General features: G+C 58.0%; 30 protein-coding genes. 10 read left to right on the top strand and 20 right to left on the bottom strand.

The annotated features are described in order from the left end of the window. Nucleotides 1-35: 35 nt before the first annotated feature. The 5 genes from ABJH13_RS16790 to fghA are packed head-to-tail and all read right to left on the bottom strand — an operon-like array spanning nucleotide 36 to nucleotide 3,786. Nucleotides 36-956, bottom strand: a complete 921-nt coding sequence (locus ABJH13_RS16790; protein WP_348407362.1) for an alpha/beta hydrolase — start codon at nucleotides 954-956, stop codon at nucleotides 36-38. Next, complete coding sequence (locus ABJH13_RS16785) at nucleotides 953-1,864, bottom strand: ornithine cyclodeaminase (RefSeq protein ID WP_348407361.1); 912 nt, start codon at nucleotides 1,862-1,864, stop codon at nucleotides 953-955. The genes ABJH13_RS16790 and ABJH13_RS16785 overlap by 4 nt, the downstream gene beginning before the upstream one ends. Continuing rightward, nucleotides 1,861-2,481: an HAD-IA family hydrolase gene (locus ABJH13_RS16780; protein ID WP_348407360.1), complete on the bottom strand. Its 621-nt coding sequence runs from the start codon at nucleotides 2,479-2,481 to the stop codon at nucleotides 1,861-1,863. The genes ABJH13_RS16785 and ABJH13_RS16780 overlap by 4 nt, the downstream gene beginning before the upstream one ends. A gap of 16 nt (nucleotides 2,482-2,497) precedes the next feature. Beyond that, the gene (locus tag ABJH13_RS16775; RefSeq protein WP_348407359.1) at nucleotides 2,498-2,959 is read right to left on the bottom strand and encodes a YaiI/YqxD family protein; all 462 of its coding nucleotides are present in this window, start codon (nucleotides 2,957-2,959) and stop codon (nucleotides 2,498-2,500) included. Next, complete coding sequence (gene fghA / locus ABJH13_RS16770; RefSeq protein WP_348407358.1) at nucleotides 2,956-3,786, bottom strand: S-formylglutathione hydrolase; 831 nt, start codon at nucleotides 3,784-3,786, stop codon at nucleotides 2,956-2,958. The genes ABJH13_RS16775 and fghA overlap by 4 nt, the downstream gene beginning before the upstream one ends. Nucleotides 3,787-3,934: 148 nt before the next feature. Between fghA and ABJH13_RS16765 the strand changes: the two genes are divergently transcribed. After that, nucleotides 3,935-4,552 carry a TetR/AcrR family transcriptional regulator gene (locus ABJH13_RS16765; protein WP_348407357.1) on the top strand — a complete coding sequence of 206 codons (618 nt, stop codon included), beginning with the start codon at nucleotides 3,935-3,937 and terminating at the stop codon, nucleotides 4,550-4,552. Nucleotides 4,553-4,624: 72 nt separating this feature from the next. Further along, complete coding sequence (locus ABJH13_RS16760) at nucleotides 4,625-4,972, top strand: DUF2794 domain-containing protein (RefSeq protein ID WP_348407356.1); 348 nt, start codon at nucleotides 4,625-4,627, stop codon at nucleotides 4,970-4,972. An 82-nt stretch (nucleotides 4,973-5,054) separates the two neighbouring features. On the opposite strand, the gene ABJH13_RS16755 is transcribed toward ABJH13_RS16760, so the two are convergent. The 3 genes from ABJH13_RS16755 to ABJH13_RS16745 all read right to left on the bottom strand — a co-directional run bounded on the left by ABJH13_RS16755 (nucleotide 5,055) and on the right by ABJH13_RS16745 (nucleotide 7,667). Further along, on the bottom strand, nucleotides 5,055-5,849 hold the full coding sequence (locus tag ABJH13_RS16755) for an NlpC/P60 family protein (protein WP_348407355.1): 795 nt from the start codon (nucleotides 5,847-5,849) through the stop codon (nucleotides 5,055-5,057). Further along, nucleotides 5,846-7,222: a leucyl aminopeptidase family protein gene (locus ABJH13_RS16750; protein WP_348407354.1), complete on the bottom strand. Its 1,377-nt coding sequence runs from the start codon at nucleotides 7,220-7,222 to the stop codon at nucleotides 5,846-5,848. Before ABJH13_RS16750 ends, ABJH13_RS16755 begins: the two co-directional genes overlap by 4 nt. Nucleotides 7,223-7,286: 64 nt before the next feature. Then, the gene (locus tag ABJH13_RS16745) at nucleotides 7,287-7,667 is read right to left on the bottom strand and encodes a hypothetical protein (protein ID WP_348407353.1); all 381 of its coding nucleotides are present in this window, start codon (nucleotides 7,665-7,667) and stop codon (nucleotides 7,287-7,289) included. A gap of 145 nt (nucleotides 7,668-7,812) precedes the next feature. Here ABJH13_RS16745 and ABJH13_RS16740 point away from each other — a divergent pair, with 145 nt between their 5' ends. Genes ABJH13_RS16740 through ABJH13_RS16725 form a run of 4 tightly spaced genes read left to right on the top strand, consistent with a single transcriptional unit; the run spans nucleotide 7,813 to nucleotide 10,241 of the window. Next, nucleotides 7,813-8,463: a carbonic anhydrase gene (locus tag ABJH13_RS16740; protein ID WP_348407352.1), complete on the top strand. Its 651-nt coding sequence runs from the start codon at nucleotides 7,813-7,815 to the stop codon at nucleotides 8,461-8,463. A 38-nt stretch (nucleotides 8,464-8,501) separates the two neighbouring features. Beyond that, on the top strand, nucleotides 8,502-9,479 hold the full coding sequence (locus ABJH13_RS16735; RefSeq protein WP_348407351.1) for a sodium-dependent bicarbonate transport family permease: 978 nt from the start codon (nucleotides 8,502-8,504) through the stop codon (nucleotides 9,477-9,479). Nucleotides 9,480-9,482: 3 nt separating this feature from the next. Beyond that, nucleotides 9,483-9,794: a transcriptional regulator gene (locus ABJH13_RS16730; RefSeq protein ID WP_348407350.1), complete on the top strand. Its 312-nt coding sequence runs from the start codon at nucleotides 9,483-9,485 to the stop codon at nucleotides 9,792-9,794. A 36-nt stretch (nucleotides 9,795-9,830) separates the two neighbouring features. Further along, entirely contained in the window at nucleotides 9,831-10,241 is a 411-nt protein-coding gene (locus ABJH13_RS16725) for a hypothetical protein (protein ID WP_348407349.1), read from the top strand. A gap of 393 nt (nucleotides 10,242-10,634) precedes the next feature. Here the strand turns inward: ABJH13_RS16725 and ABJH13_RS16720 are convergent, their stop codons facing one another. The 4 genes from ABJH13_RS16720 to ABJH13_RS16705 form a co-directional block, all read right to left on the bottom strand. After that, a complete protein-coding gene (locus tag ABJH13_RS16720) occupies nucleotides 10,635-11,657 on the bottom strand; it encodes an aspartate-semialdehyde dehydrogenase (protein ID WP_348407348.1) in 1,023 nt (340 codons plus the stop codon). 68 nt (nucleotides 11,658-11,725) lie between these two features. Further along, the gene (locus ABJH13_RS16715; protein ID WP_348407347.1) at nucleotides 11,726-12,502 is read right to left on the bottom strand and encodes an HpcH/HpaI aldolase/citrate lyase family protein; all 777 of its coding nucleotides are present in this window, start codon (nucleotides 12,500-12,502) and stop codon (nucleotides 11,726-11,728) included. Between the two features lie 132 nt (nucleotides 12,503-12,634). Beyond that, nucleotides 12,635-13,339 (bottom strand): hypothetical protein, encoded by a 705-nt coding sequence (locus ABJH13_RS16710; protein ID WP_348407346.1) that lies wholly within the window; start codon nucleotides 13,337-13,339, stop codon nucleotides 12,635-12,637. Further along, nucleotides 13,311-13,598 carry a hypothetical protein gene (locus ABJH13_RS16705; protein ID WP_348407345.1) on the bottom strand — a complete coding sequence of 96 codons (288 nt, stop codon included), beginning with the start codon at nucleotides 13,596-13,598 and terminating at the stop codon, nucleotides 13,311-13,313. Before ABJH13_RS16705 ends, ABJH13_RS16710 begins: the two co-directional genes overlap by 29 nt. Before the next feature lie 173 nt (nucleotides 13,599-13,771). Between ABJH13_RS16705 and ABJH13_RS16700 the strand changes: the two genes are divergently transcribed. From ABJH13_RS16700 to ABJH13_RS16690, 3 genes are all read left to right on the top strand, one after another. Next, on the top strand, nucleotides 13,772-14,251 hold the full coding sequence (locus tag ABJH13_RS16700; protein ID WP_348407344.1) for a hypothetical protein: 480 nt from the start codon (nucleotides 13,772-13,774) through the stop codon (nucleotides 14,249-14,251). 169 nt (nucleotides 14,252-14,420) lie between these two features. Beyond that, a complete protein-coding gene (locus ABJH13_RS16695) occupies nucleotides 14,421-15,050 on the top strand; it encodes a ribonuclease HII (RefSeq protein WP_348407343.1) in 630 nt (209 codons plus the stop codon). A gap of 84 nt (nucleotides 15,051-15,134) precedes the next feature. After that, nucleotides 15,135-16,235 carry a site-specific DNA-methyltransferase gene (locus ABJH13_RS16690; protein WP_348407342.1) on the top strand — a complete coding sequence of 367 codons (1,101 nt, stop codon included), beginning with the start codon at nucleotides 15,135-15,137 and terminating at the stop codon, nucleotides 16,233-16,235. A gap of 186 nt (nucleotides 16,236-16,421) precedes the next feature. On the opposite strand, the gene ABJH13_RS16685 is transcribed toward ABJH13_RS16690, so the two are convergent. The 7 genes from ABJH13_RS16685 to ABJH13_RS16655 form a co-directional block, all read right to left on the bottom strand. Then, nucleotides 16,422-17,927, bottom strand: coding sequence for an amidase (locus ABJH13_RS16685; protein WP_348407341.1), 1,506 nt, complete (start codon nucleotides 17,925-17,927; stop codon nucleotides 16,422-16,424). Between the two features lie 113 nt (nucleotides 17,928-18,040). After that, nucleotides 18,041-19,564 (bottom strand): amidase, encoded by a 1,524-nt coding sequence (locus tag ABJH13_RS16680; RefSeq protein ID WP_348407340.1) that lies wholly within the window; start codon nucleotides 19,562-19,564, stop codon nucleotides 18,041-18,043. 70 nt (nucleotides 19,565-19,634) lie between these two features. After that, nucleotides 19,635-20,342, bottom strand: a complete 708-nt coding sequence (locus ABJH13_RS16675; RefSeq protein WP_348407339.1) for an ABC transporter ATP-binding protein — start codon at nucleotides 20,340-20,342, stop codon at nucleotides 19,635-19,637. After that, nucleotides 20,339-21,064 carry an ATP-binding cassette domain-containing protein gene (locus ABJH13_RS16670; RefSeq protein WP_348407338.1) on the bottom strand — a complete coding sequence of 242 codons (726 nt, stop codon included), beginning with the start codon at nucleotides 21,062-21,064 and terminating at the stop codon, nucleotides 20,339-20,341. The genes ABJH13_RS16675 and ABJH13_RS16670 overlap by 4 nt, the downstream gene beginning before the upstream one ends. Then, complete coding sequence (locus ABJH13_RS16665) at nucleotides 21,061-22,086, bottom strand: branched-chain amino acid ABC transporter permease (RefSeq protein WP_348407337.1); 1,026 nt, start codon at nucleotides 22,084-22,086, stop codon at nucleotides 21,061-21,063. Before ABJH13_RS16665 ends, ABJH13_RS16670 begins: the two co-directional genes overlap by 4 nt. Next, the gene (locus tag ABJH13_RS16660; RefSeq protein ID WP_348407336.1) at nucleotides 22,086-22,952 is read right to left on the bottom strand and encodes a branched-chain amino acid ABC transporter permease; all 867 of its coding nucleotides are present in this window, start codon (nucleotides 22,950-22,952) and stop codon (nucleotides 22,086-22,088) included. The genes ABJH13_RS16665 and ABJH13_RS16660 overlap by 1 nt, the downstream gene beginning before the upstream one ends. Before the next feature lie 10 nt (nucleotides 22,953-22,962). After that, entirely contained in the window at nucleotides 22,963-24,201 is a 1,239-nt protein-coding gene (locus tag ABJH13_RS16655) for an ABC transporter substrate-binding protein (protein ID WP_348407335.1), read from the bottom strand. Between the two features lie 536 nt (nucleotides 24,202-24,737). Here ABJH13_RS16655 and ABJH13_RS16650 point away from each other — a divergent pair. Beyond that, nucleotides 24,738-25,718 carry a helix-turn-helix domain-containing protein gene (locus tag ABJH13_RS16650; RefSeq protein WP_348407334.1) on the top strand — a complete coding sequence of 327 codons (981 nt, stop codon included), beginning with the start codon at nucleotides 24,738-24,740 and terminating at the stop codon, nucleotides 25,716-25,718. A gap of 99 nt (nucleotides 25,719-25,817) precedes the next feature. Here the strand turns inward: ABJH13_RS16650 and ABJH13_RS16645 are convergent, their stop codons facing one another. Then, on the bottom strand, nucleotides 25,818-26,243 hold the full coding sequence (locus ABJH13_RS16645; protein WP_348407333.1) for a response regulator: 426 nt from the start codon (nucleotides 26,241-26,243) through the stop codon (nucleotides 25,818-25,820). Nucleotides 26,244-26,273 lie beyond the last annotated feature (30 nt).

The raw sequence follows: 26,273 nt of genomic DNA, 5'->3' as shown, positions 1-26,273 counted from the left end.
CACCTTTGGATATCATGCGAAATTGTGGCATGTCGTCAGCTATGCGGTAAAAACCGGGCGATATGACCCAACGCGTCTGGCGTATGTGTATAGGGCAGCCCGTGGCCCGCGGTGTCGATGATCGCGGTTTGGGCGCTCGTGTTCCAATGGTGCAACTGTTTAGATGCCGCGAGCGGGATCACCGCATCATCCGCCCCCCAGATCGCCAGTACCGGCAGGCCCGCATCGCGCAGGGCGTGGTGTTCGGTGTGCAATGTTGTGGCCAAAGCGCCGCATAGGCTGGCATGTACGCTGGGCACAAACCCACGGCGGCCCAATTCGGCGGTTTGCAGGGTGGAGATGTTTTTCACATGGGTGAGTTGGTCTGCTTCGGCGGCGAGCCCGGCGCGCAGGCTGCGGGGGTATGTCAGCAGCATCAACCACGACCCGACCAGCGGTGTGCGTATCATGGACCCAACCCACCCGGTGGCGACCGGCCTCATCCCCGCCGGGGCCAGCAAGATCAACCGCCGCAACCGCGCGCGGTTTTGCGCCGCAAAGACGGTCGCGATTGCGCCGCCCATGGAATAGCCAATCAGGGTGATGTTGTCGCCCACGTCTTGATCTGCCAATAGGTCGGTCAGCTGGGTTTGGAAAAACGCATGATCCTGCGCGCCGGGCACATGGTCGGAATACCCGCGCCCATAAAGATCATAGGCCAACACACGAAATCCCATTTGCACCAACCCCGCCGCCAGTGCTTGCCAGACAAAACTGGGGGTGGTCAGGCCGTGCACGCAGACCACCATCGGGCCATCGGACCCGTGCCACTGATAGTGAGTGACACCTTGAGACAATCGCGCAAATTGGCCCGGCGCTGCGGCGCGGGTTGCGTCATCTACGGGGCGTTTGAACCGTTCGCGCAGGATCGGCGCGGTGATCAACAGGGCCGCAATGGCGCAAACCCACAAGATCACCGGGTGCTCCAACGGTCCAGAATATAGCGACTGGTCATCAGATCCAGATGCGCGCCGCCACCGTTCTTGAAGATCGTGATTTCATCGTCACTGCGCCGTTGGAACGCGTCGAGATTATAATAATCCGCAACGATATCATCTGCTGAAATTGCGCCTGTCTGCACCGGGATCTTAAGCTCTCCGATGTGGTCGATGGTGGTATCGATACTATCGACAAACAGCGTGCCGCGGTGCAGGGCTGCGTCGTCAACTTCGCGCATATCAGGGCGGTACGCGCCGATCAGATCGACATGTTGACCCGGTTGCAGCCAATCCCCCCGGATCACCGGATCGGTCGACATGGTGGCGGATGTGATGATATCGGCGGTCGCCACGGCGTCTTGCAGCGACGTCGCAACGGTCATGCCAAGCTCTTGCGCGACTGTTTCGGCGTTCTTGGCGGTACGGTTCCACACGGTGAACTGCGCACCGGGAAAGGCCGCGCTATAGGCGGCATGCAGGCCGCGCGCCTGAGTGCCGGCGCCGACTATCAAGATGCGTTTGCTATCTGGGCGCGCCAACCGCCGCGCCGCCAAAAGACTATCTCCGGCGGTCTTCCATTTGGTGACCAGATGGAAATCAACGATTGCCTGCAAGGTGCCATCGCGGTCGGAAAACAACATCACCCCGCCGTTGACGGTTGATCCGCCCTGCGCCGCGTTTCCCGGGAAAATTGTGGCGGATTTTACCGCCAACCCCAACCCGTCAATCCATGCGGCGCGGTTCAACAGCGTGTCAGGATCGCGGTACAAAAACGTATCTGCGATTTCAGCTTTTGGCAGGCTGTGACCGGCGGCCAACGCATCCGTCAGGGCGATCCAGTCAAGGTGCGCCTGCCCTTCGGCAAAGGGAATGACCGTCGGTGTCATACCGCTTGGGCGGGTGTCAAAAGACCACGTTCGACCAGCGCGTCGGCCCAGCCTTGCGGGCCTTCAAACAGATGCGTCTGCCAGCCCCGCGCGGCGGCGGCCGCGATGTTGTCGGCCCGGTCATCGGTAAAGATCAGATCCGCCCCGTTTAAACCGGTGGTCTGTTCAAGCTGCGCATAGATATCGGGGTTGGGTTTGGTCAGGCGCATGTGGCCTGATATAAAATCCCGGTCGAATTGGCGCAAAAACGGGTAATGGGTGGCGGCGAAATCGTAGCTTTCGATCCCGAAATTGGTCAGTGAAAACACCGGCACGCCGCGTGCCTGCAATGCCGCCATCAGTCGGACAGAATGATCAATCACCGGGGTCGCCATTTCGATCCAGCGGTCATGCCACATGCGGATTTCATCGCGCCATTCGGGTGTGGCATCAGCCTGCGCATAAACCGTGTCGGTAAAATGGGCGCCAAGGTCGACCAATTCGTTCATGCCGTGCAAGTCAACCGCATCGAACATGGCGCGGCGGCGGTCTTCGCCGATGGCGGCATCATAAAACCGTTCGGGTTGCCATTCGATCAGCACGTTGCCGATGTCGAAAATCACTGCTTTGGGGGGCATGCGGACCTCTTTGAAATTACCGACTGGTGGTTGCTTTGGCCGTCCGCAGCGCCCGTTCCAGCCCGTCAAGGAAACGCGATCGATCCGCCTTTGTAAAGCCCTTGCCGCCGCCCTGACGAAACGGATCCGCCGCGCGCAAATCGGCCATAAGATCCCGCGTGGCCAGAACATTTCCGATGTTCGCGCCGGTCAGGGGTTCGCCGTTATGCTTGAGCACCTGCGCACCGGCTTCTACACATTTGGCCGCAAGAGGGATGTCGCCGGTGACCACAACATCACCGGGGCCGCAGCGGTCGGCGATCCACATGTCGGCCACGTCTGGGCCGTCGGCCACGATGACTGTCTCGACCAGTGGGTTTTGCGAGGGGCGCAACCCGCCGTTTGACACGACATACATGCGCACGCCGTGGCGGGTTGCGACTTTTTCTGCCTCGGATTTGACTGGGCAGGCATCGGCATCCAGATACAGGGCCGTCATGCGTAAAGTGCGTCTGCATGAAACGCGATGTGTTCTTCCATGAAGGTCGAGATGAAGAAATAGCTGTGGTCGTACCCCGGTTGGAACCGCACGGTCGCCTGCTGTCGGCGCGCGGCAATGGCCTGCGCCAACGCTTCGGGCATAAGCAAATCAAGGAATTGATCTTTGGTGCCGGTATCTATCAACATCGGGCCGTCAAACCCCGTTTTACGCATCAATAGGGTCGCATCATGCGCCGCCCAATTGGTTTCATCGTCGCCCAAATAAGCAGAAAACTGTTTGCGACCCCAATCGCTTGCAACGGGGTTCGATATTGGCGCAAAGGCTGAAACAGACCGGAACCGACCCGGCAGGGACATGGCCATGGTCAACGCCCCGTGGCCGCCCATGGAATGCCCCGTTATCGCCTGACGCGTCATGTCTAATGCAAATTCCTGACCCAACAGATGCGGCAGTTCTTGGGTGATATAATCCCACATCTGAAAATGCGGCGCCCACGGCGTTTGCGTCGCATTCACGTAAAACCCAGCACCCTGACCCAGATCAAAGGCATCATCATTGGCCACATCGTCGCCACGGGGGGACGTGTCGGGAAACACCAATGCGATACCCTGTTCGGCCGCCCAAGCCTGCGCGCCTGCCTTGGTCATCGCGTTGTCATGGGTGCAGGTCAGGCCTGACAAAAACCATAGCAAAGGCACCGGCCCATCGCGCGCTTCTTGTGGCAGAAACAGCCCAAAGGTCATGTCGCCGGCGCAAACCTTGGAGGTATGGGTGTACACCCCCTGAATGCCGCCAAAGCAGGTGTTTTCTGAAAGGGTTTGCATGGGCTTTGTCCTTTGCTGAGGGTGTATGTGTTGAGCTAGCGCGCCCGAGGCATGGCCGCAAGACCCGGCGCAAGAGACGCGATGTGCAATTTTTCCTTGGAACTGAACCGTTCAGTTTATACGGTAGGCGGATCAAGATGAGGGCCCCATGGCATCAAACGCTGATATTATTCGCAAAGGGCGCAAGTTCGATCAGGTGCTTGAAGGGGCCCGGCAGGTGTTCATGGCTGACGGGTTTGAAGGGGCCAGCGTTGATAAGATCGCGCGGGTGGCAAATGTGTCTAAGGCCACGCTTTACAGTTATTTCCCGGATAAACGGCTGTTGTTCATGGAAGTGGCGACGACGGAATGCCAGCGCCAGTCAAGCGATGCGCTGGACAGTATTGATATGAGTGCCGCGCCCGAGGAAGTGTTGCAGCAGACCGGGCGCCACTTTTTGCGGTTTATCACATCGCAATTTGGCCAGCAGATTTTTCGGATTTGTGTGGCCGAGGCAGATCGATTTCCCGAATTGGGGCAAAAGTTCTATAATTCTGGCCCCGCAGTGATGCGCGCGGAAATGGCCGCGTATTTTGAACAGGCGGAGGCCCGTGGCGAGTTGCGCATCACAGATCGCAACCTAGCGGCGGATCAGTTTGGCGAATTGTGCAAAGCAGATGTTTGGCCGCGGTTGATCTTTGGTATGACCAAAACTGTGACGGATGAGGATATCGAGCGGGTTGTGGATGGTGCGGTTCAGACGTTTATGGCGCGCTATGGTGTGTAACTGGTGCGCCCGGATGCAGGCCAACCCGTGCGGGGGCTTGATTTGTGCGCATAAGAGCGCAAATCTGACCCTATGAATATCCCGGTACCGCCGTCAAATAACCTGCATCAGCTACCGCCTCAGCAGGTCGCCTTTCATCGCACCGAGCTGGCGGTGATTTTATCGCTCTATGGTCGCTTTGTGTCAGCGGGGGAATGGCGTGATTATGGCATCTCGTGCCTGCGCGAGGTGGCGGTGTTTTCGGTGTTTCGGCGGACAGCGGAAAACCCGATGTACCGGATCGAAAAACGCCCAAAGATGCGTGACAAACAAGGGATGTATGCGGTGATTGGCATGGATGGTCAGATCTTGCGGCGCGGGCATGACCTGAAGACGGTGTTGCGGGTGCTGGAGCGAAAGCTCATTCGCGCGGTCGACTGAATTTTGCAGACCGGAGGCCCGTTCCGGGCCACACGATATTTGCAACCGCCTCCGGCGATTGCGTTTGGCGTGGGTGGTGGTGTCAGGCGATATTCAGACGTTTATGGGCGGTGACGGGGCCGTCTCCTTGGGCTGCGATCCGGGCGATTGCGGCATCTATGGGTTCTTGTGCGACGGCCATGTCTCCGGCGTTTGCGTGTAGTAATGTCGTTGGGTTGACCACCCATGCGACGTGGCCGGCCCAAAACAGAAGATCATTGCGGCGATAAGCAGTGTTGGGTGGTTGGCGCGCGCCGAGGTGGGTTTCTTGTTGGTCGCTGTCGCCGGGGCAGGGGATGGCGCAGGCCAGGCACGCGGTTTGGACAAGGCCCGAGCAATCGATGCCCCAAGCGCTGTTTCCGCCCCAGAGGTAGGGGGTCCCGACAAACAGGTGGGCCACGTTGACCGGGTCTGTGGCGGTGTTTTCCAACAGATCTATGTGTTGTTTTGGGACAAAGCCGTGGTCTGTTTCGGCGAAGGTATCTGTGAGTGTGTGAACGGTGAGTTGGCTGCCGAAAGACAGGCTTGTGCGTTCGGGAGATTTGATATTGGGGGCGGAATGCGCGTGGGTAGCGCGCGCCGTGACCGTGTGGGTGGGTTTGCCGTGCGCGCCAAGGGATGTGGCGTGAAGATACCCGCAGTAGCCGTTTTTATGTGCCCGGATCAGCCGCCATTCGTGTTGGTGATGCAGCACTGTGACCGCATCGCCAAGCAGCAGTTGCCGGTCACGGGGGCCGCCGGGTTTGCGCATAAGATCGGCCACGGGGACGATGATTTGCATCGGGTCATCGCGGGTCACCAGCGCGGGATCAGGTGTATCGCGGGGGTCATGTGTCATGTGGCAGACAGTGCCGCGATGGTTTTCAACAACGCGCGGGTGGCTTGGCCCACCCCGCCTTTGGCGCGCGCGGGGGCATCGCCGGGTTGCCAGCCGTAGATGTCGAAATGCGCGTAGGGTGTTTGTTCGACGAAGCGACGCAAAAAGAGCGCGGCGGTGATGGAACCGGCAAAACCGCCCTTGGGGGCGTTGTCCAGATCGGCGATGCCGGGTTCGATCATGGGTTCATAGGGGGTGTGGAATGGCATGCGCCACACCGGGTCGGCCTGTTGGGTCGCGGCCTGTTCGAGGTGTTGCACAAACTGCGTATCATCGCAGTAGTAGGGCGCGAGATCTGGGCCGACGGCAACGCGGGCGGCCCCCGTTAGGGTGGCCATCGACACGATGAGGTCTGGCGTGTCTTCTTGCGCCAAGGCCAGCGCGTCGGCCAGCACAAGGCGACCTTCGGCATCGGTGTTGTTAATCTCGACCGTCAGCTCCTTGCGCGAGGTCAGGATGTCACCGGGCCTGAAGGCATTGCCCGCAACCGAATTTTCGACGGCGGGGATCAGGACGCGTAGCTGTATGGGCAGGTCGCTGGCCATGATCATATGGGCAAGGCCCAACACAGCCGCCGCGCCACCCATGTCTTTTTTCATCAGCCCCATAGAGGCGCCGGGTTTGAGGTTCAGCCCGCCGGTGTCAAAACAGACACCTTTGCCCACCAGCGTGATGCGCGGCCCGTCGGTGCCCCAATGCATATCGATCAGCCGGGGCGCGCGATTGGCGGCGCGGCCGACGGTGTGGATCATCGGGAAATTCTGGGCCAGCAGGTCGTCGCCCAGAATGACTTGGATGTCTGCGCCATGTTGCACTGCCAGATCACGGGCGGCTTGTTCCAGATCATCTGGCCCCATGTCGGATGCAGGGGTGTTGATCAGGTCGCGGGTCAGGGCCTCGCCCGTTGCGATGGCGGCGATGGCATGTGCATCGATGCCGGTTGGGGCGGCCAGTTGGGCAGCCATCGGGGGTTGCGTTTTGTAGCGGTCGAACCGGTAGCCCGCTAAAAGCCAGCCCAATGTTTCGACTTCGGTGTGATCTTTGGGAAGGCCCGATGCGATGGCATAGGCGCCCTTGGGCAGTTTCGCGGCCGCGGCGGCCAGATGAAACCGGCCCCGCGCCCGTGTGCGGGCTGTGCCATACCCCACCACCGCGGTTTCGGGCGCGCCGGGCACGAGGACGGCCTGGCCCAAAGCCCCGGTGAACCCCTGCACGTCAAGCCACGCGACTAGATCGTCTGGTTGCGTGCTGTGCCAGTCGCCAAACTGGTCTTGGTCAACGACGTGCAAGGGGCGGAGGGTATCATTTGCATCGGCAAAAAGTGGGAGCGGCATGGGCGCAGGCCTTTCGAGGGAAGATTTGCCCCAGCCTAGCCTGTCGCGCCCTGCGTGCAAGGTGTCAGATTGTGATGTCTTGTAGATCCCAGATAGCGGTCAGGGATTGTTCCCCGATCCGGATCAAACGGGCCAGGGTGGCTGATACGGCGGGGCCGTCGCTGGAATCGATCGCATTTGTGACGTCGCCTGCGACGCGGGTCAGGGCGTGCATCCCGATCTGGTCGCCAATCGCGATCAGCGAGCGGGCGCATTTGCGCAGCTCTTTCATGTTTCTACTGGTGTGCATGCGGCCACAGTGAGACAGGCGCAACGCCATTTCTTCCATGGCGCGACATACGACGTCTTCGGCCCCGACCTCGCCGAGTTCCAAATACAACGCAGCCAGTCGATCTTGATCGACACGCACTGTTTCTTTCAGCCTGATATTCAGGACTTGATCCATTTCACTCACCTCTTATGCCCCCACGGCATGGCACCTTTATGAGGATGAAACCTATCCAAAGTGTTGAGGCCGCATCTAATTTTCGCTCGAATTCTATGAGAATACAGTATAGTTCCGGTCCACAGAACGATAAAATGGGATGGATATGGATCAGGCAAAACCGCTGCCGCAGTACCTGGTACAGCGCTATCATGGCTGGAAAGCGACCGGCTATGCGGAAAACAAAGCATGGTACAAGCATCTGGCAAACGAAGGCCAACGGCCGCGTGCCATGGTGATTTCATGCTGCGATAGCCGCGTGAATGTAAATTCGATTTTCGGCGCTGATCAGGGTGAGTTTTTCGCCCATCGAAACGTCGCCAATCTGGTGCCACCCTATGAACCTGATGGCGACCACCACGGGACGTCTGCTGCGGTGGAATATGCGGTTAGCATGTTGCACGTGGCGCATGTTATCGTGCTGGGGCATTCCAGTTGTGGGGGCGTGAAAGGGTGCATCGACATGTGCCAAGGCAACGCGCCGCAATTGGAAGACCCGCATAGTTTTGTCGGGCGGTGGATGGATATCCTGCGCCCCAAATACGATATGGTTGCCGCCGAAACAGATGTAAAAATTCAGGCGCAGAAGCTTGAAAAACAAGCGATTTTGGTGAGCCTAGAAAACCTGATGACCTTCCCGTTCATCAGTAACAAGGTGGAAGAGGGCGCATTGACGTTGCATGGTCTGTGGACGGATATCGGCGAGGGCGGGCTGGAATGTTTTGATTCCACGACGCAAAGTTTCCACCGCGTCTAACCCTGCTTGTGACGGCCGCACCTATCAAGGAGTAATACGTGGATCAGATCCTGTCATTGGCGGCAAATAACCTGGTGTCTCCGATTATCTTGTCGTTTGCTCTGGGGGTGGCCGCTGCCTTGGCGCGGTCTGATCTGAGCGTCCCTGAAGCCGCCGCCAAAGCCTTGTCGATCTACTTGCTGTTCGCTATCGGCTTCAAAGGAGGCGTCAGCGTATCGGCCCACGGGATCGACTTGAAACTGGGGCTGACACTGGTCGCCGGGCTTGTCCTGTCTGCGGTCTTGCCGTTGATTGCCTTTGCGCTGCTCAACGTGATGACACAACTGAGTCGTCTGGACGCGGCCGCGGTGGCTGCGCACTACGGATCGATCTCTATTGTGACCTTTGTTGCGGCCAGTTCGGTGCTGGAAAGTAGCGGCATCGCGGCCGAAGGCTATATGGTTGCCGTCGCCGCGGCGATGGAAGCCCCCGCGATTTTATCGGCGCTTTGGCTCATCTCGCGCAGCGGCGAGGGGCAACGCATGGACAGCGACCTATGGCGCGAAATCATGCTGAACGGGTCAATTGTGCTGCTAGTGGGCGCCTTTTTCATCGGCTGGGCCACTGGCGAAGACGGGCTGGCGGAAATTTCCAGCTTTATTGTAGCGCCGTTCAAAGGCGTGTTGTGCTTGTTTTTGCTTGATATGGGGTTGGTTGCGGGGCGCGGGCTGCGAGGGGGCAGTGGCGTATTGCGGCCCGGTGTGCTGGCGTTTGGGCTATTGATGCCCATCGTGGGCAGCCTATGCGGGCTGATGGCAGGGCTGCTATTGGGCCTGTCCACCGGGGGCGTGGCGCTGATGATGGTGCTGTCTGCCTCGGCGTCTTATATCGCGGTGCCTGCCGCCATGCGCGTGGCCCTGCCCGAAGCGAACCCCTCTATCTACCTCACGCTGTCACTGGGCGTGACGTTCCCCTTCAACCTAACGCTGGGCATCCCACTTTATGTTGCGGTCGCCTCGGCGCTAACAGGAGCCTGAACCATGCAAACGCACCATGCCAAACGGGTTGAAATCACCATCGAGGCCATCATGCAATCGCGCCTCACCGAAGCGTTGATCAAGGCGGGCGTGACGGGGTTTACGGTTTTGCCTGTGCTGGGCGGGTCGGGCCGATCCGGGGCCTGGACTCGCGCCGGTGAAATAGGCAGAGCCAGCGGTATGGTGCAGGTTATTTGCATCGTGCGCCCCGAAAAATGCGATGATTTGCTCGAAGCCGCTTTTGGGGTCGTGGACCGCCACATTGGCGTGGTAACAATTGTGGACTGCGAAGTGCTCCGCGCCGAGCGGTTTTAACAATTTATAAACCTAAATTAAGGAATGCTCTGCGGCATGAACAGACGTACTGTCTCGATCCAATTGCCTGCAGAGCTTGCGCTTGCTGTGCATGATTTGGCGACCGAGCAAGAAGGTACTGTCGCCAAGATTGTCGAAGATGTGCTGATTGCGCATCTCGCGAGGCATCGGGGTGAGAAAAAGAAGTCTGAAATTGTTGATCAGAGATTGATCTTTGCATTGCAAAAGCTGCTGTTCCGCGACATGGCCGAAGCCAAGGATTGGGATGACCTGGACGCTCGCCTACGCAGTCACGGGTATTTCCTGAGAATCGCGTGGGGCGGTCTGTCACTGCATACCGAAACCAGTGGGCACAAGCTGTGCAACACTGCGGACCTTGGGTTTTCTTATGTGACGTTCCTGCGTCGTTTCGGGCCCGGTAAACCCAAAGACCCCCGCGAAATCTAACCAACCCTAGCGTTTGTGGTGCCTTATCTGTACGCGCAATGCGGCAGGTGGGCGGGCGTGGTTGGATTCTGTAACCAACTGTTTTTGAATGATTTATCTATTGGCGAAAGTAGTTCGGTTTTGTGTGGTTCTCTTAACTCACCATTCGGCTTTGGGTTTCGTCACATTTGAAATGCGACGAGCCACTGCTAGAGGGTAGGGGCGCTTGAAAAACAGTTGAAAGAACAAAGGCTCAAAACGACGTTACCCGCCCGCGCACAGCAAATCTGTGGTCGATACGGGGGGGGCGGTAAACCCCCTAAGGCAGCTGTCTGGATTGGTCGGTTTATAATCGCGGCTACGCAAAAGCCCCCCCCGGAGAAAGTCAGGAGAGGCTTGTGTTTTGGGCGGCGATCAGCCCTTTTTCAGGATCCGATTGCCCACGAGTTCGGCGATTTGCACGGCGTTCAACGCGGCGCCTTTGCGCAGGTTGTCAGACACGCACCACAGGTTCAGCCCGTTGTCGATTGTGCTGTCTTGACGGACGCGGCTGATGAACGTGGCGAAATCACCGACACATTCCACCGGCGTCACGTAGCCACCGTCTTCGCGTTTGTCGATCACCATGATGCCGGGCGCCTCGCGCAGGATCTCGCGCGCTTCGTCTTCGTCCAGGTGGTCTTCGAATTCGATGTTGATCGCCTCGGAATGGCCAACAAACACGGGAACCCGCACACAGGTCGCCGTGACCTTGATCTTTGGATCAATGATCTTTTTTGTTTCCGCGACCATCTTCCACTCTTCTTTGGTGGTGCCGTCTTCCATGAAGATGTCGATGTGCGGGATCACGTTAAACGCGATCTGTTTGGTAAACGTCTTTGGCGGTTTGTCATCGGTCGGGTTGTAGATCGATTTGGTCTGATCCCACAACTCGTCCGCGCCTGCTTTGCCGGCGCCCGATACCGATTGGTACGTGGACACAACAACCCGTTTGATCGTTGCACGGTCATGCAGCGGCTTGAGGGCCACGACCATCTGTGCGGTCGAACAGTTGGGGTTGGCGATGACGTTTTTCTTGGCGTAACCTTCGACGGCATCTGCGTTCACTTCGGGCACGATCAACGGCACGTCCGGGTCATACCGGTACAGCGACGAGTTATCGATCACGATGCACCCGGCCTTGGCGGCGGCAGGCGCGTATTTCTTCGTGGCCTCGGACCCTACAGCAAACAGCGCAATGTCCCAGCCTGTGAAGTCAAACGTATCAAGGTCCTTCGTCTTGAGCGTCTTCTCACCAAAGCTCACTTCCGTACCCAGCGACTTGCGCGAGGCAAGCACCGTCAATTCGTCAACCGGAAAGTGACGTTCGGAAAGGATGTTCAGCATTTCGCGGCCCACATTACCTGTGGCACCCGCTACAACGACGCGGTAACCCATCTGTTTTACTCCAAGTTAAAGGGATGGTTCGCGCCTCTTATACCCCTTGGAGGTTAAGGGGAAGACCCTCAGCCGGTCTTGGCCTTCCACTTGGTGCAAACGGCCTTGGCGGAATTGACCAAAAGCCCGATATCCATCGCCACGGCGACGAACCGGGCGCCTGCATCCAAAGACGCCTGTATCATCCCGTCGTCCGATGTCAGGATGCCTGCGGCCTTGCCACTGGCGCTGATCTTGCGCAGCGCGGCCATGATAGTGGCCTGCATGTCGGGGTGCATGGCCTGACCCAAATACCCCAGACTGGCCGACAGATCGGCCGGGCCGATGAACACGCCATCGACGCCTTCAACGGCGAGGATTTCGTCAAGGTTATCAAGGCCGGTCTTGGTTTCCACCTGCACCAGCAGGCAGATTTGCGCGTTTGCCGTCGGGCCGTAGTTTTCCATTTGGCCGAAATTCGACACGCGCCCAACGGCATAGCCGACGCCCCGCGTCCCTTCGGGGGGGTAATGGCAGGCGCGCACCAGATCGCGGGCTTGGTCGGCGGTTTCGACAATAGGGACCAAAATTGTCTGCGCGCCCGCATCCAACGCCTGTTTGATGATCCATGTCTCGCCCACGGGCACGCGCACAACCGCATGGCTGTCGCTGCCTTTCAGCGTCACAAGTTGATCGCGGATAGACCGGATGTCGTTGGGCGAATGTTCACCGTCGATCAACAGCCAGTCAAAGCCCACACCGCTCAGGGCCTCGGCGGTGATGCTTTCGGCGAAACTCATCCAGCATCCCAATAGGGTTTCCCCGTCGGCCAAGGCTTTTTTGAAAGAATTGAGGGGCGCAGGCATCAGGGTTCTCCGGTGACAATGTATACGTTACGCAACACTAACCGCAGATTTCACGGGATGACCAGAACCCAGATTGGCGTGGCGCCTTGTGCGCAGATGACACAGCCGCGTGACCCACCGCGCCGCCGCGGATCAAATAACCTTGATCACGTCTTTGTCGATGGCCAACATATAGCCGCGCCGCGCGATGTTTTTCACCAACAGCTCTGATACGATCTGGTTGCCCAACGTGTCGCGCAGGCGTTTGATCCGGGTGGCACCTGCGGCTTCTTCGCAATCGGTCGCACTGCGCCCCGATATGACGCCTTCGATCTGCGAGCCAGACAGCACGTCGTCATCCATGCGAGCCTCGGCCAGAACCGACATCGTTTCCATTGCGGCGTCGGTCAACTTGAACCCGAGATTATTGAGATAAACGGTATTTTCCTCGCGGCTGATCAATAGCGAATTCACCTGAATGCCCGCGCGTTCAATCTGCGCCATGCGACGGTTGAAACTGACCAGCATGATCAAAAACACCAATGCCGCGATCAACATCGCCGTTGCGAAGATAAGCAGCACAAAGATCACCAAACGGTAGCTCATCAAGGTGTCGGAAAAGGCGGTGCCCGATTGCGCCAGAATTTCTAGTAGCTTGATCTCGGCCTGCGCGGTCAGGTCGTTGTTTTCCACAAACAGCTGTTCGACGCGCGCATCAAATGCGTTGCCGTCGGGCAGCGCCCAGAACAACATCACGGCTGCGATCAGCAAGATCAGGACAATCGCGGCAAGGCCAAACACCACGATCCGCCCACCAGACCGCCGCATATCAGAAGCGGAGGAAGTTGGATCCTGCACTCTGTTTCCTTTCTTCCAGCCCGCTGTCGTCAAAGACAGACATAATGTTCAGTAGCGTCCACCCCTGCGCCGCGAGCCGCGCAGACAGTTCTGCCTGCGCCCCCGTTGGCGAACAGTTGCGCACAGCTGCAACACCATAATGCAGGCGCAGCGGGTTGTCTTGTTTGGCTTTGTAATCGGCATAACAGTCGGCGGCATGCCCGGTATGCGGCAGCGCTAAGGCGATCATCAGGCTGGCAATACGTACGGAGTGTTTCATGGGGTAATTCTGTGCTGTGCGGGCAGGATATTCAATAACAAAAGGGGTTTGTGGCGCGTGTTATCGCATAACACCCCCCTGATATTGCCTGTCTGCGGGGGGCGCGCCCATATGGTTCAGGACAAGGCCACCCGCCCTGCACGTGGTCCCGTTCAATCGTAAGGAGCCGTCTCATGCACCGTAAATTCATCGCGTCTATCATTGCCGCCGCCCTGACCGTGACCGTCATTGGCAGTGCGCCGGCCCGCGCCGACAGTGATGCCATCAAAGCGTTGGCCGCGATCGCCGGGGTCGCGTTTGTGGGTAAGGTCATCCATGACCGGAACGCGCGGAAATCCGAAGATCGCAACGTCACGCGTCACTATCAGAGCGCGCCGATCACCCGCGCCAACCCACGTGTCATCCGGTCGGCCCCGAAAACGACGCGGCACCGCACCAGTCAAAGGGCACTGCCGGGCGGTTGTGTGCGGTCGGTTCAGGCAAACACGGGCCGGGTCCGGTATGTCAGCAGCCAATGTCTGCGCAACAGCAACGCCCAGGTTCGGCAGTTGCCACAACATTGCGCCGTGCGCGTTCAGGGGGCTGGCGCGCAGGGCCGTGGCTACGAGCTGAGCTGCCTGCGGCAATCGGGATACCAATTGGCGCGTCGCTAATGACGTGGCCGATCTAAGGTTGGCGGCTTCGGTTGATCTGACCTTGGTCAAATAGGGCGCGTTCGGGCGTGCTCTTGCATTTTTAACCAGTACCGCGCGCCTCCTTCGGGGGGCGCGTTTTTTCGCGAACGGGGTTGTGCTGCGCAGCCGTTCGTTGGATCACCTCTGCATGAAACCAGATTTTGCATTTGAACAGGCCGTATATGACAAAGGCGCGCTGCGCGTCGCGGGCGTTGACGAGGTGGGGCGCGGCCCGTTGGCAGGGCCGGTGACGGCCGCGGCGGTGGTGCTGGACCCCGCGCGGATCCCTGAAGGTCTGAACGATTCCAAACAGCTATCGATCAAGAAACGGATCTATCTGGCGGAGCAGTTGATGGATTGCGCCCAAGTGTCAGTCGCGCATGCCTCGGTCGAAGAGATCGAACAACACAACATCTTGCGGGCCAGTCACCTTGCGATGATGCGCGCGGTTGCGGGGTTGGCGCAGGGCCCTGACCATGTGCTGATCGATGGGTCGATGATCCCGCGCGGGATGAACATTGCAGCCCAGCCTGTGGTCAAAGGAGACACCCGGTGTTTGTCGATTTCGGCAGCGTCGATTGTTGCAAAAATTGCCCGCGACAGGCTGATGGTGGATTTAGCGCAACAGCATCCGGGTTATGGATGGGAAACCAACATGGGATATGGATCAAAAAGCCACATGTCGGCGCTTCAAAATCTTGGGCCCACCCCACACCATAGACGTACGTTCAAACCTGTCCACAATATGTTGTATCAAGATAAAAACTTAAGGTATTGATTCAAAAAAGAATTTGACCGCGAATCGCCTATGACTCATGCTGGGGCCAAGCAACGAGTGCACAAAGCACCGGCACAGAGGCAGATGAATATGATAAAAACCAAGAGCGAAACGACGCTTCCCCTGAACACGATTTTGGACGGCGATTGCATCGAAATGATGAACAGCCTGCCCGAGGCGTCGGTCGATTTGATCTTTGCGGACCCGCCCTACAACCTGCAGCTCAAGGGTGAATTGCACCGCCCAGACAACAGCCGCGTAGACGCGGTGGACGATGCGTGGGACCAATTCGCGAGCTTTGGGGCCTACGATAAATTCACGCGTGCGTGGCTGAAAGCCGCACGTCGGTTGTTGAAACCCAACGGTGCGATCTGGGTTATCGGCAGCTATCATAATATTTTCCGGGTCGGATCTGCGTTGCAAGACGCGGGCTTCTGGATCTTGAACGACGTGGTGTGGCGCAAATCCAACCCGATGCCCAATTTCCGGGGCAAGCGGTTTACCAACGCCCATGAAACCATGATTTGGGCGGGTAAGTCCGAAGGCAGCAAATATACCTTCAACTACGAAGCCCTGAAGGCGTTGAACGAAGGCATTCAGATGCGGTCTGATTGGGTTTTACCAATCTGCAACGGGCATGAACGTCTCAAGAACGAAAAGGGCGACAAAGCGCACCCGACGCAAAAGCCAGAAAGCCTGCTGCACCGTGTATTGGTCGGGTCAACGAACCCCGGCGATGTCGTGCTGGATCCGTTCTTTGGAACAGGCACCACGGGCGCGGTGGCGAAAATGCTGGGGCGTGATTTTATCGGCATCGAACGCGAAGCCGCCTACCGTAAAGTCGCAGAAAAACGTCTTTCAAAGGTACGCAAATTCGACCGTGAGGCACTGCAGGTGTCGACATCCAAACGCGCAGAGCCGCGTGTCCCTTTTGGGCAATTGGTCGAACGCGGTATGCTGCGCCCCGGCGAAGAGCTGTTTTCCCCACGGGGTCAGATCGCCAAGGTGCGTGCCGATGGCACGTTGATCGGCAATGACGTCAAGGGATCTATCCATCAGGTTGGCGCCCATCTGGAAGGCGCGCCAAGCTGCAATGGGTGGACGTATTGGACCTTCAAGCAAGATGGCAAGAGGGTCCCCATTGACGTGCTGCGCCAGCAGATCCGGTCGGAGATGGCCAACTAACCTATTCATTTACCGAACACCGCCGGTGCCTGCGGCCTTTTGAAAAAGGCGGCCATTGATGGCACTCACCTGAACCTCGCCCTTTGTGGCGGGGTTTTTTTTGGCCTCGGCATAGCAGGACACACATGCCGTGGGGTGCAGGCCCAACAGGCTGCCGGTGATGCAACAGCCTGCCGGAGCGGGGTTTTAGGCGTAGGCTGTTTCCAGCTCTTGCGCGGCGCTGAACAACGTCATTTCGTCGTGATGCCCCGCGATCAGCATCGCACCGATGGGTCGACCGTCTGCGGTGTTTCCCACAGGCACCGATATGGCGGGATGGCCCGTCGCACAGGACGGAGCAGTATTGCCGACCATTTCAAAGGCCCGCGCGATCACCTCTGCCGGGCCTGTATCTTTCGCGGGCAAACGGGTGGTCGCCATCGGGGTGGTGGGCATCAGCAACACGTCAACTTCAGACAGCGCGCGTGTGTAGTCTGCGGTCAGCAGCCGGTTGAGGTTTTGTGCCTTACCGTAATACCGGCCTTGGGTGCGCGTGGTCGTGAAATGCCCCGTCAGCATCCCCAGCTTCATGGTTTCTGACAGCTCGTCGGCGCGGTCTTTCCAGCCGCTTTGGGCGTCTAGCAGGCCCTCAAGAAACACGGTTTTCATGTTGGTGCCGTGTGCATTGTGGCGCATCATCAAATCATACGCACCCTCAAGGAAGATCGGCGTCCAGATTGCCGCGCCCACAGCATGCAGTGGGACGGATACCGTGCTGACAATCGCACCGGCCGCAGCCAGCTTTTCGGCGGCCTCTGTCACGCGCGCATCCACTTCTGGTTCTGCACCGGGTGTGCCAAAGCCCTCTGGCACGATGCCAACCCGCAATCCTTTGACGCCACGATCCAACGCTTGGGTATAGGGTTGTGAAGGGGCGCCGCTTTGGCGCGGGTCCAGACCATCGGGCCCGGCCATCACTTCGAGCATCAACGCGTTATCCGCCACGGTGCGGGTGATAGGCCCTGCGTGATCCAAGGTGAGTTCCACGGCGAAAATACCGGTGTAGGGCACCAACCCATGGGTCGGTTTCAGCCCCACGACACCGCAATAAGACGCGGGGATCCGTACGGACCCGCCCTGATCACCACCGGTCGCCATGTCGACCACCCCCGCCGCGACCAGCGCTGCGGACCCAGAGGACGACCCCCCCGCATTGAACCCCGGCACTGTGGGGTTTTCGACAAACCCGTTGATGGACGTGTGGCTGCCCCCCGACGCGCAATAGAATTCGCAGTTGGATTTCCCAAGGATCTCGCCGCCTGCGTCCAAAATACGGGTGACGATTGTGGCGTCCGTGTCGGGAGTGTAGTCCGACAAAATCGAGGTACCGTTTGCCATGGGCAGGCCTGCCACGCAGACGTTATCCTTGATGGCGATGCGTTTGTTTGCCAACGGCCCTGTGGCGGCCCCCTTGAGGGTCGTTTTGACGGCCCAGGCGTTGTGGGGGTTGTCCTCGGGCGCTGGTTTTTCCACGGCAGATCGCGGATACGCCACGTGGGGCAGATCTGCTTTGAGGCTATCAACCAGATCGTAGGCATCAAGCTGACCTTGCATCAATTCATGATAGATGGCGGCTTCGGCGGCATCGAAATGTATGCCGATCTCCAATGCGGCGGCTTGCACTTCTTCAACGGTGGGTCGGGTGATTGTCATGGGGGGTCCTCTTTTTGTCGAGACAGTTTTGCGGGGTATGGCACCGCACGGGGCATCAGGCCGGTGGCATTGCCGCCCGGCCTGATGCGGTTCACTGGGGTGTCGCGTGGGTTTTAGGTCGCAGACCCAGCTGTCCAGTCGACCGTTGCCTCAAAGGCCGCTGCCGCCGTGTAAATGGTGCTTTCGGTGTAATCTGCGCCCGTCAACATCAAGCCAACCGGCAGACCATTGACCTGACCACAGGGGATCGACATGGACGGATGCCCCGTTACGTCAAACTGCGCGGTATTGGCAATCATCTCAAAGGCGCGGTTGGCGACCTCGGTAATAGACGCCCCGGCTTCGGGCAGTTTGGACGCGGTGATCGGCAGGGTCGGCATCAGTAAAATGTCGTAGTTGGCGAATGCGGCATCATAGCTTGCCTTGACCTTGCGCGCGATGTTTTGCGCCTTGGCGTAGTAGCGGCCATTGAAATGATCGATCCCGTATTGACCCATCAACATGGCAAGCTTGAGGCTTTCGGACAAATCGTCGGCATTTTGGCGCCAGCCTGCGTGGTAATCCACCAGTCCGACATCATAGGCGCCCTTCCAGTTCATGCCCATGCCATTGCCCTGCATCATTTGCCATTGCAGACCTTCAAGCGCGATGGGAGCCCAGATCGCAGCGGCCAGCAGGTGATCGGGAATAGACACCTCTTCGACGATGGCACCAAGGCCACGGTAGGTTTCGGCCGCTTCTTTGACCGAATCTGTGATGCCCGGCATCAGATTGGCGGCGGTGAACCCTTCTTTGAGAACACCGATTTTCATGCCCTTCACGCCGCGGTCCAACCCTTTGGTATAGGTGTCCACCTTGGGGGCGTATTGGCGCGGGTCCAACCCATCGGCGCCGGCCAGAACTTCTAGCAGCAATGCGTTATCCGCGACCGAATTGGTCATCGGGCCGGTGTGGTCGATCGTCGATTCGATGGGCATGACGCCGGTATAGGGCACCAACCCGTGGGTGGGCTTCATGCCCGAGATCCCGCAAAAAGACGCGGGCATGCGGATGGACCCACCCTGATCGCCGCCGATTGCCATATCAACCAGCCCGCCGCCCACAAGCGCCGCAGACCCCGAAGACGACCCGCCTGCCGAATACCCCGCCCGGCGTGGGTTGTGCACCATGCCCGGTTTCGACGTATGGCTGCCCCCGGACAGGCAAAAATATTCAGAAACAGACTTGCCTTCGATTGTCGCACCGGCGTCCAGCATACGGGTCACGATGGTGGCATCGGCAACGGGGATGAACCCTTCCAGCGTTGATGCCCCGTTTGTCATGGGCACACCTGCCATGGCCACGTTGTCTTTGACCGCAACGGATTTGCCCTTGAGCTTGCCCTCGGGGGCGCCTTGCACGGTCACCTTGCGGGCCCAGGCCCCAAATGGGTTGTCTGCGGGGGCAAGTGCGACGCCCGGCGTGCGCGGGTAGGTCACTGGTGGGGTAAAATCGGGCTCTGCATCAACGACGTCATAGGCGGCAAAGTTACCGGCCATAAGGCCGAGGTATTCTTCGGCTTCTGCGTGGGTGAGGGTCATCCCCAAATCAGCGCCGATGCTGATGATCTGCTCGATGTTTGGTCTGGTTACGGTCACGATCTTCTCCACTGTTTTGATCTGGTTTTATGTGTTTTCAGGCGATTGGGCGGTGCCGCCCGTCCGCCCATCAATCAACCGTCATCCCGACAAATTGGGCAACGACCTCTGGGTTTTGCAGGTCCTGCGGGCTCATTTCGCCTGCGATGGCCCCTTTTTGGATCGTCAGAACACGGCTGGACAACGCGGCAATAAATTCAAGGTTCTGCTCGACCAGAATGAGCGACAGTCCCCGGTCGCGCAGCACCAAAAGGGTCTCGATGATTTCGTCTAAAATAGAGGGCTGAATACCCTCTGTCGGCTCATCCAACAGCATCAGTTTGGGCCGTGAACACAGACAGCGGGCCAGCGCCAACAGCTGCTGTTCACCCCCCGACAGCGCCCCGCCGCGCCTGTCTAGCAGCCGTTGCAACCGCGGAAACAACGACAGGATGTCATCCATAAATGCGGTGTCTTCGGCCGATTGCCCCGCCATGCCCATGCGCAAATTCTCGTAGACGGTGAGGTCCGCAAAGATCTGGCGACCCTGCGGCACCAGCCCCAAACCTGTCCGGGACCTTTGGTGAGGCTTCAGCTTGGTGATGTCCTGCCCGGCAAACCGGATGGTGCCGCCGGTTGTGGGAAGATGCCCCATCAACGTGTTCATCAACGTGGTCTTGCCCATGCCATTGTGGCCCAGAATGCCCAGAAATTCGCCTTCTGTGACGTTCAGCGTGACCCCCATCAGGATCGGAATGCGGCCATAGCCAGAACGGAGCCCGTCAACATCTAACATCATGCCGCGACCCCCTTGCCAAGATAGACGTCTTGCACACGCTTGTCTTGCAGGACGGTGCGCACATCATCCTCAATGAGCACCGCACCCTGGTGTAAAACGGTCACGGTTTTGGCGATCATCTTGATGAATTGCATGTCATGTTCCACAACGATCAAAGCGCGTTCTTTGTTGATCTCAAGGATCAATTCTGCCGTCCGTTCCACTTCGTCGTGGGTCATCCCGGCGGCGGGTTCATCAAGCAAAATGAGATCGGGCTCGCCCGCCAACACCGTCCCAATTTCCACCCACTGCCGCTGACCATGTGACAACTGTCCGACCTCGCGTTTGGCAATGGCTGTCAGGCGCAGCTGCGTCATGATGCTGTCGGCCAGATCTGTCGCGAAACGCGATGTGTGCTTTTGACGCGCAGCGATCCAGAGATTTTCGGCGACGGTCATCGCGTTAAAAACGTTGGGCACCTGCGTTTTGATACCCACGCCCAACCGCGAAATCTGGTGGGGCAGCGCGCCAGAGATATCTTGGCCGCGCAGATGCACATGGCCTTCGGTGGGTTGCAGTTGACCGGTGAGCAGTTTGAAAAACGTCGACTTGCCCGCCCCGTTTGGCCCGATCAGGCAGCGCAGTTCCTGCTCTTTGAGGGAAAAGTTGACAGTGTTTACCGCCGTGACACCGCCGAAACGGATTGTCAGATTGCTGGTTTCTAAGAGTGGCGTCGGGGTCATGGTTTGACGTCCTCAATTGCGGTGGCGTTTTTGGTGCGCGACAGCCGCGAGGCGACGAAATCGCGTACCGTTGGGGCGATGCCTTTGGGCACAAGCAAAACAAAACCGATCAGCACAGCACCCAGAATGAAATTCGCATCCAACGTTTGTTGCGCGCCGATTTCGGTGACCATCCATTGCACCAACAAGCACCCGATGATTGGGCCAATCAACGTGCCACGCCCGCCGATAATGACCCAGATGATGATCTGCGCCGACAGTCCCAGCGCAAAGATTGTCGGGCTGACAAATGCACCCCAATTCACATAAAGCGCACCGGCAAAGCCCGCCACGGCGCCGCCGATCATGAAGGTCAACAGCTTGTAGATCCGGGGGTCATATCCAAGCAGCGCGGCGCGGGTTTCGTTTTCGCGGATGGCGATGATGACCCGGCCGAAGGTGCTCGCGATCAATGCGCGCAGGCCGAGGTACACGGCGATCAACGCAAGCCCGGTGAGCACCCATGCTTGTTCAGGACTGAGGATATAGCCGGGATTTCCGGGCATATTGATGGTTGGCACGCCGGGAATGCCGTTAAACCCGCCCAACCGCGCCTTGCCGATTTTGTAAAAATCACCCGCGGTGGAATTCACCAGATTGAGCAAAATAAGGGACACCGTCAGGGTGATCACCCCAAGATAGACGTCACTGATGCCACCATAGATCATGAAATACCCCAAAAGGGCCGCAAAGATGACGGGCACAAGGATCGCGATCAGCAGCGCGGGGGTGCTGTCGCCAAAGTTGATCGCAGCGATGGCGTATGCATATGCGCCCAGCCCGAAAAACGAGGTTTGACCAAAGCACAAAATGCCACCGTAGCCCCAGATGAACCCGAGGCTGAGCGCCAGAATTGCCATGGCGGCAAAGACGGTCAGTTGCATGAGTTGAAACAGGTCAACATAAAGCGGCGCGGTGATCACGCCCAGGGCCGCAATCGCAGAGCCGATCAGCGCGGCCTTCATTCCGTTCACGTTAGGCATCAGAGACGTCCTTTGAAAAATTTACCCGATATTCCCGTCGGGAGCAGTCGGATCAGGACCACGGCGGCTGCGAACAATATGACCTCGCCGAAGACAGGCGTGGTGAGGAAAGCCGCTATTTGATTGATAAAGCCAAACAGCCCTGATGCGCTGATCAACCCCCACAGAATGGACGTGCCGCCACCGACCACGGTGATAAATGCCTTTGCGATATAGGCCGCGCCCATGGTGGGCACGATGCCTGCAACAGGGGCCAGCAACCCGCCCGCAAGGCCGGACATCGCAGCACCTGCCCCAAAGGTTGCCATGTATATTTTGGCTGTATCGACGCCCAATGTTGCAGCCATATCAGGGTTTTGCATCACGGCCCGCGCGATCAGACCTGCGCGGGTAAACCGCATCACGGCCCAAATAAGCACCATGAGCAACACCGCCATGACGGCGAGAAACGGGGTGTAGAGGCTGGATTGATATTGCCCCACCGTAAAGCTGCCCAACGGAGAGGCGACGCCGACGATCGTGTTGCCAAAGATCATTGTCGTTGCGCCCACGATGACAAGGCTAAGGCCCCATGTCGCCAGCATTGTATCGACGAGGCGCCCATACAAAAACTGGATCAGGCATCGTTCAACGATAACCCCAATGAGCCCAACGACAATGGGCGAGATCACCAACATAGCGATCCAGATATTGACGCCTGCCGACACCGACAGGACGGTTGTGTAGGCCCCGAGCATGAGGAATTCCCCATGCGCGAGGTTGATGATTTTCATCATACCGAAAATCACCGCTAGCCCGGCGCTGATGAGCAAGAGCGAAGCAATGCCACTGATGATGTCCAGACCAACGATGATCGCGATATCCATTTGCAGATCCTTAAATGTCGATTTCGTAGTGCGTGGTGTCGTTCGGGTTGGCCTCAAGATCGCACACGGCTGCTGTATCTAGCGGCTGCTGCGCGTTGAAGGTTTCCAGAACGTTCCATGCTTTTTCATCGACCTCTGCGAGGAAGGCGTTGCGCGTCACGTGGTGCGTTATCGGATCAATCAAGACGTTCCCGCTTGGCCCGTCGAAAGACACACCCGTTTCGAGCGCCTCTACAACCGGCATGCGATCAGCGGTGCCTGCGAGTGTGACACCCTTGGCCCACATGTGAATTGCCTCGTAGGTTGCCGCTGCCGGTTCGCCAATATAGGGCGTTTTTGCCCCGTTGTCTGCCTTGATGGCATCGACGAAAGCCTTGCTGGCGGGGGTTTGCAGTTCCTCGAAGTACCCGTAGCTGCCCAGGACGCCTTTGCTTTCTGCGGCTTCCAGGGTTGCGGGTTCGTTGACCAAACCAAAGGTCGTGGATGCGATCGGGATCTCATCTTTCAGACCGGCCGCGGCCCATTGACGATAGAACGCGGTGTGGTTGCCGCCGACCATGGCCGACAATAGCATGTCTGGTTTGGCGGCCTGAATGCGCGAGATCGAAGGCCCGAAGTTTGTCACATCCAGCGGGAAGAAGTCCGTGGACAGAACCTCGCCGCCATTGTCCTCGACGTATTTCCGCATCCATTTCGCGGTGATCTGACCGTAGTTGTAGTCTGCCGCGATGATGTAGACCTTTTTGCCCCACAGGTTCATCGCGTAAGGCACCAGTTTTTCGACCGTTTGTGCCGGCGTGGTGCCAAAGTTGAAGGTGTTGCGGTCGCAAACGCCGCCCTCGTAGAGGGTGTTGTAGAAATAAAGCGTGCGGAACCGGTTGAAGATCGGGCGGATCGCCTCGCGGGAGGCGGACGTGATACCGCCATGCACAACGTCGACCTTGTCGCGCACGGCAAGCTGTTGGGCGAACTGCGAATACAGCTGGATGTTGGATTGGGTGTCGTAGTTGATCAATTCGACCTCGCGACCTAACAGACCGCCAGCCGCGTTGATTTCTTTGACCGCCAGCTGGGTGGCATAGACCATCGGTTCGCCCGTTGCGGCAAGTGGGCCGGACAGGTCATGCAGGCTGCCCAGTTTGATCGGCCCGTCAGCGGCGCGCGCGACATTGGCAATCAACGCGGGCGCGGCAAGCGCGACACCGCCCGCGACTGAATTTCTAAGGAAGCTTCGGCGTGAAACTGACATTGGTTTTCCCTTCTGTTGGTGTGTCTTGCTTGATGCTAGACTTAGATTTTTATGAACTCCACCCGACCTTTCGGGGGGGCCTGCCACGGTGGGCAAAGAAACGCGTGCAGCCGGAACTGCTCTTCAAATCGACCACACGAACGCGGCGAGTTCGTCGTGCGGGCATGTAACGCGATGCCGAATTTGATATCCAGCCGGGCCGGGGCGATATGCAAAATCATGTCCGTTGGCGCTTTGAGACGACAAAAAAATAGGCAAAACGCGGTTGTGATGCATGAAATCGGTCGTCGTGAACTGCGTGCGCGCGCGGTGTAGCAGGGCGTTGGACGGGACTCCTTGTCGTGATCAGGCGCTGTATTGTCTTGCAGTAAAAAAGAAAATCGCGAGCGCCGCTTGTACCTGCTGGCCAAAAAATGGTCTCAAACTGCCAAATTTGGCCGAAAAGGCGCGCGCCTAAAAATGACGATGAACCTTGCGCCGGTGCCATTTGGTTTCTCTTGTAGGCCATGACGTGACAGGCTGGTTAGGAGAGCGCGATGCAGGGAGGGACAAGCGGTTCTGCCAAAAGATTGGCTCCGGGATTTGACAGTTGGCACCAGTCGACGTGTCGGGATTTTTCGACAACTGAATGCGAAAGCATCCACAATCCTGATTTCAGGGGGACAGTGAAATCCTGGAATTCGGGGTCCATCGCGCTTGGCGATATCACCGCGAATTCATCCGATGCGGATATGCCGTTGATGCGGCGCGCGTCTGATATTCGCCGAGATCCACGGGACCACATTATGATCTGTACGGTCAAGCACGGTAAAATTGGCCTGTTGCAATCGGACAGGAGCGTGACCGTGCGGCCCGGTGATGTGGTTCTGTATGACCAGTCCAAGGCATTTAAGATGAATTTTATCGGTAACGTTCGTGGGCTTGTTGCCGCCATTCCCAGACCGCAGGCGGCCAGTCGGCTGAGCCGTGTTAGCGACCTGACCGCGCGCAAGGTTCCGGTGAATTCGCAAGCGGGCAAATTTACCCGCCTTATTCTGGATCAACTGCAACCCAACTGCGGGGCTCATGACAACACTTTGGCCGAAACCGTCGAAGCATCAGCGTTGGATCTGATTTTTTCCAGCATTGACCATGGATTTTGCACAGATGATTTTGCCGAAACATCGCGCAAGGAACGTCAGCTTGGCGATATACAGGCGTTTATGATCCGAAACTTGGGCAATGCTGAGCTGAACATCAACCTCATTTGTACAAAGCACGGGATATCGGCGCGTTCGCTCAACCGGTTATTCAGCGCGCAGGGCACAACGCCGATGCGTTGGCTGTGGCAGGCGCGTTTGGATCGGGCACATATGGAGCTTTCCAAAAACCAGCATGTGTCGATCACGAACCTTGCGTTTGATTTCGGCTTTTCTGATGTGTCGCATTTCAGCAAGGCGTTCAAACGGTCGTTTGGGGTGGTTCCGAGCGTGGCGAAACTGGGCGGCGTAAACGTGCGCAATACCAGGTGTCGCTAGCCCGCTAAATGGGCCGTTTGGCTATGAACAAGCTCATCTCACTCGCGTGGTTTTTGAACAACCAGCGCTGTGGCCTGATGTGGACCCAAGATCCACCCGTCAGTTCACGCGTTTTGGTTTGACGCTATAATTCAGCGCATTGTGAATATAGCGCGCGCCAAAGTCGGATTTGTTGACCACATCGATCACGCCTGCTGAATCCGCTTTGTCGAACATGAATGGCGTGGGCCAGTCGCTGACCATGACAATGGGAATACGCGCGAATGTCGGGTTTTCGGCCAATTCCATCGCAAAATTGGCCCCTGTGCCGTCGGGTAGGTGATTGTCGAGCAGTATAATGCTGGTTTGATAGCGCGCCATATGTTCGCGCGCTTCTTCGATCGTTGTTGCCACCGCAACAAAGACGCCCTGAAAGCTCTTGTTCATGATGCGTTTGATCCGTTCTTGATCAAACTCACTGTCTTCGACGATCAAGCAGGTTTTCGTATTGGCACCTGTTTGTTGTGCTGCAATTTGCTGCGACATTATGCTGTTCTCACATAGCTCCACCTTTCG

The sequence above is a fragment of the Roseobacter sp. genome, from assembly GCF_039970775.1.
Taxonomy (GTDB): Bacteria; Pseudomonadota; Alphaproteobacteria; order Rhodobacterales; family Rhodobacteraceae; genus Roseobacter.
Note: the sequence above shows the minus strand (reverse complement) of the source record. Positions and strands in the feature narration are given on the sequence as shown.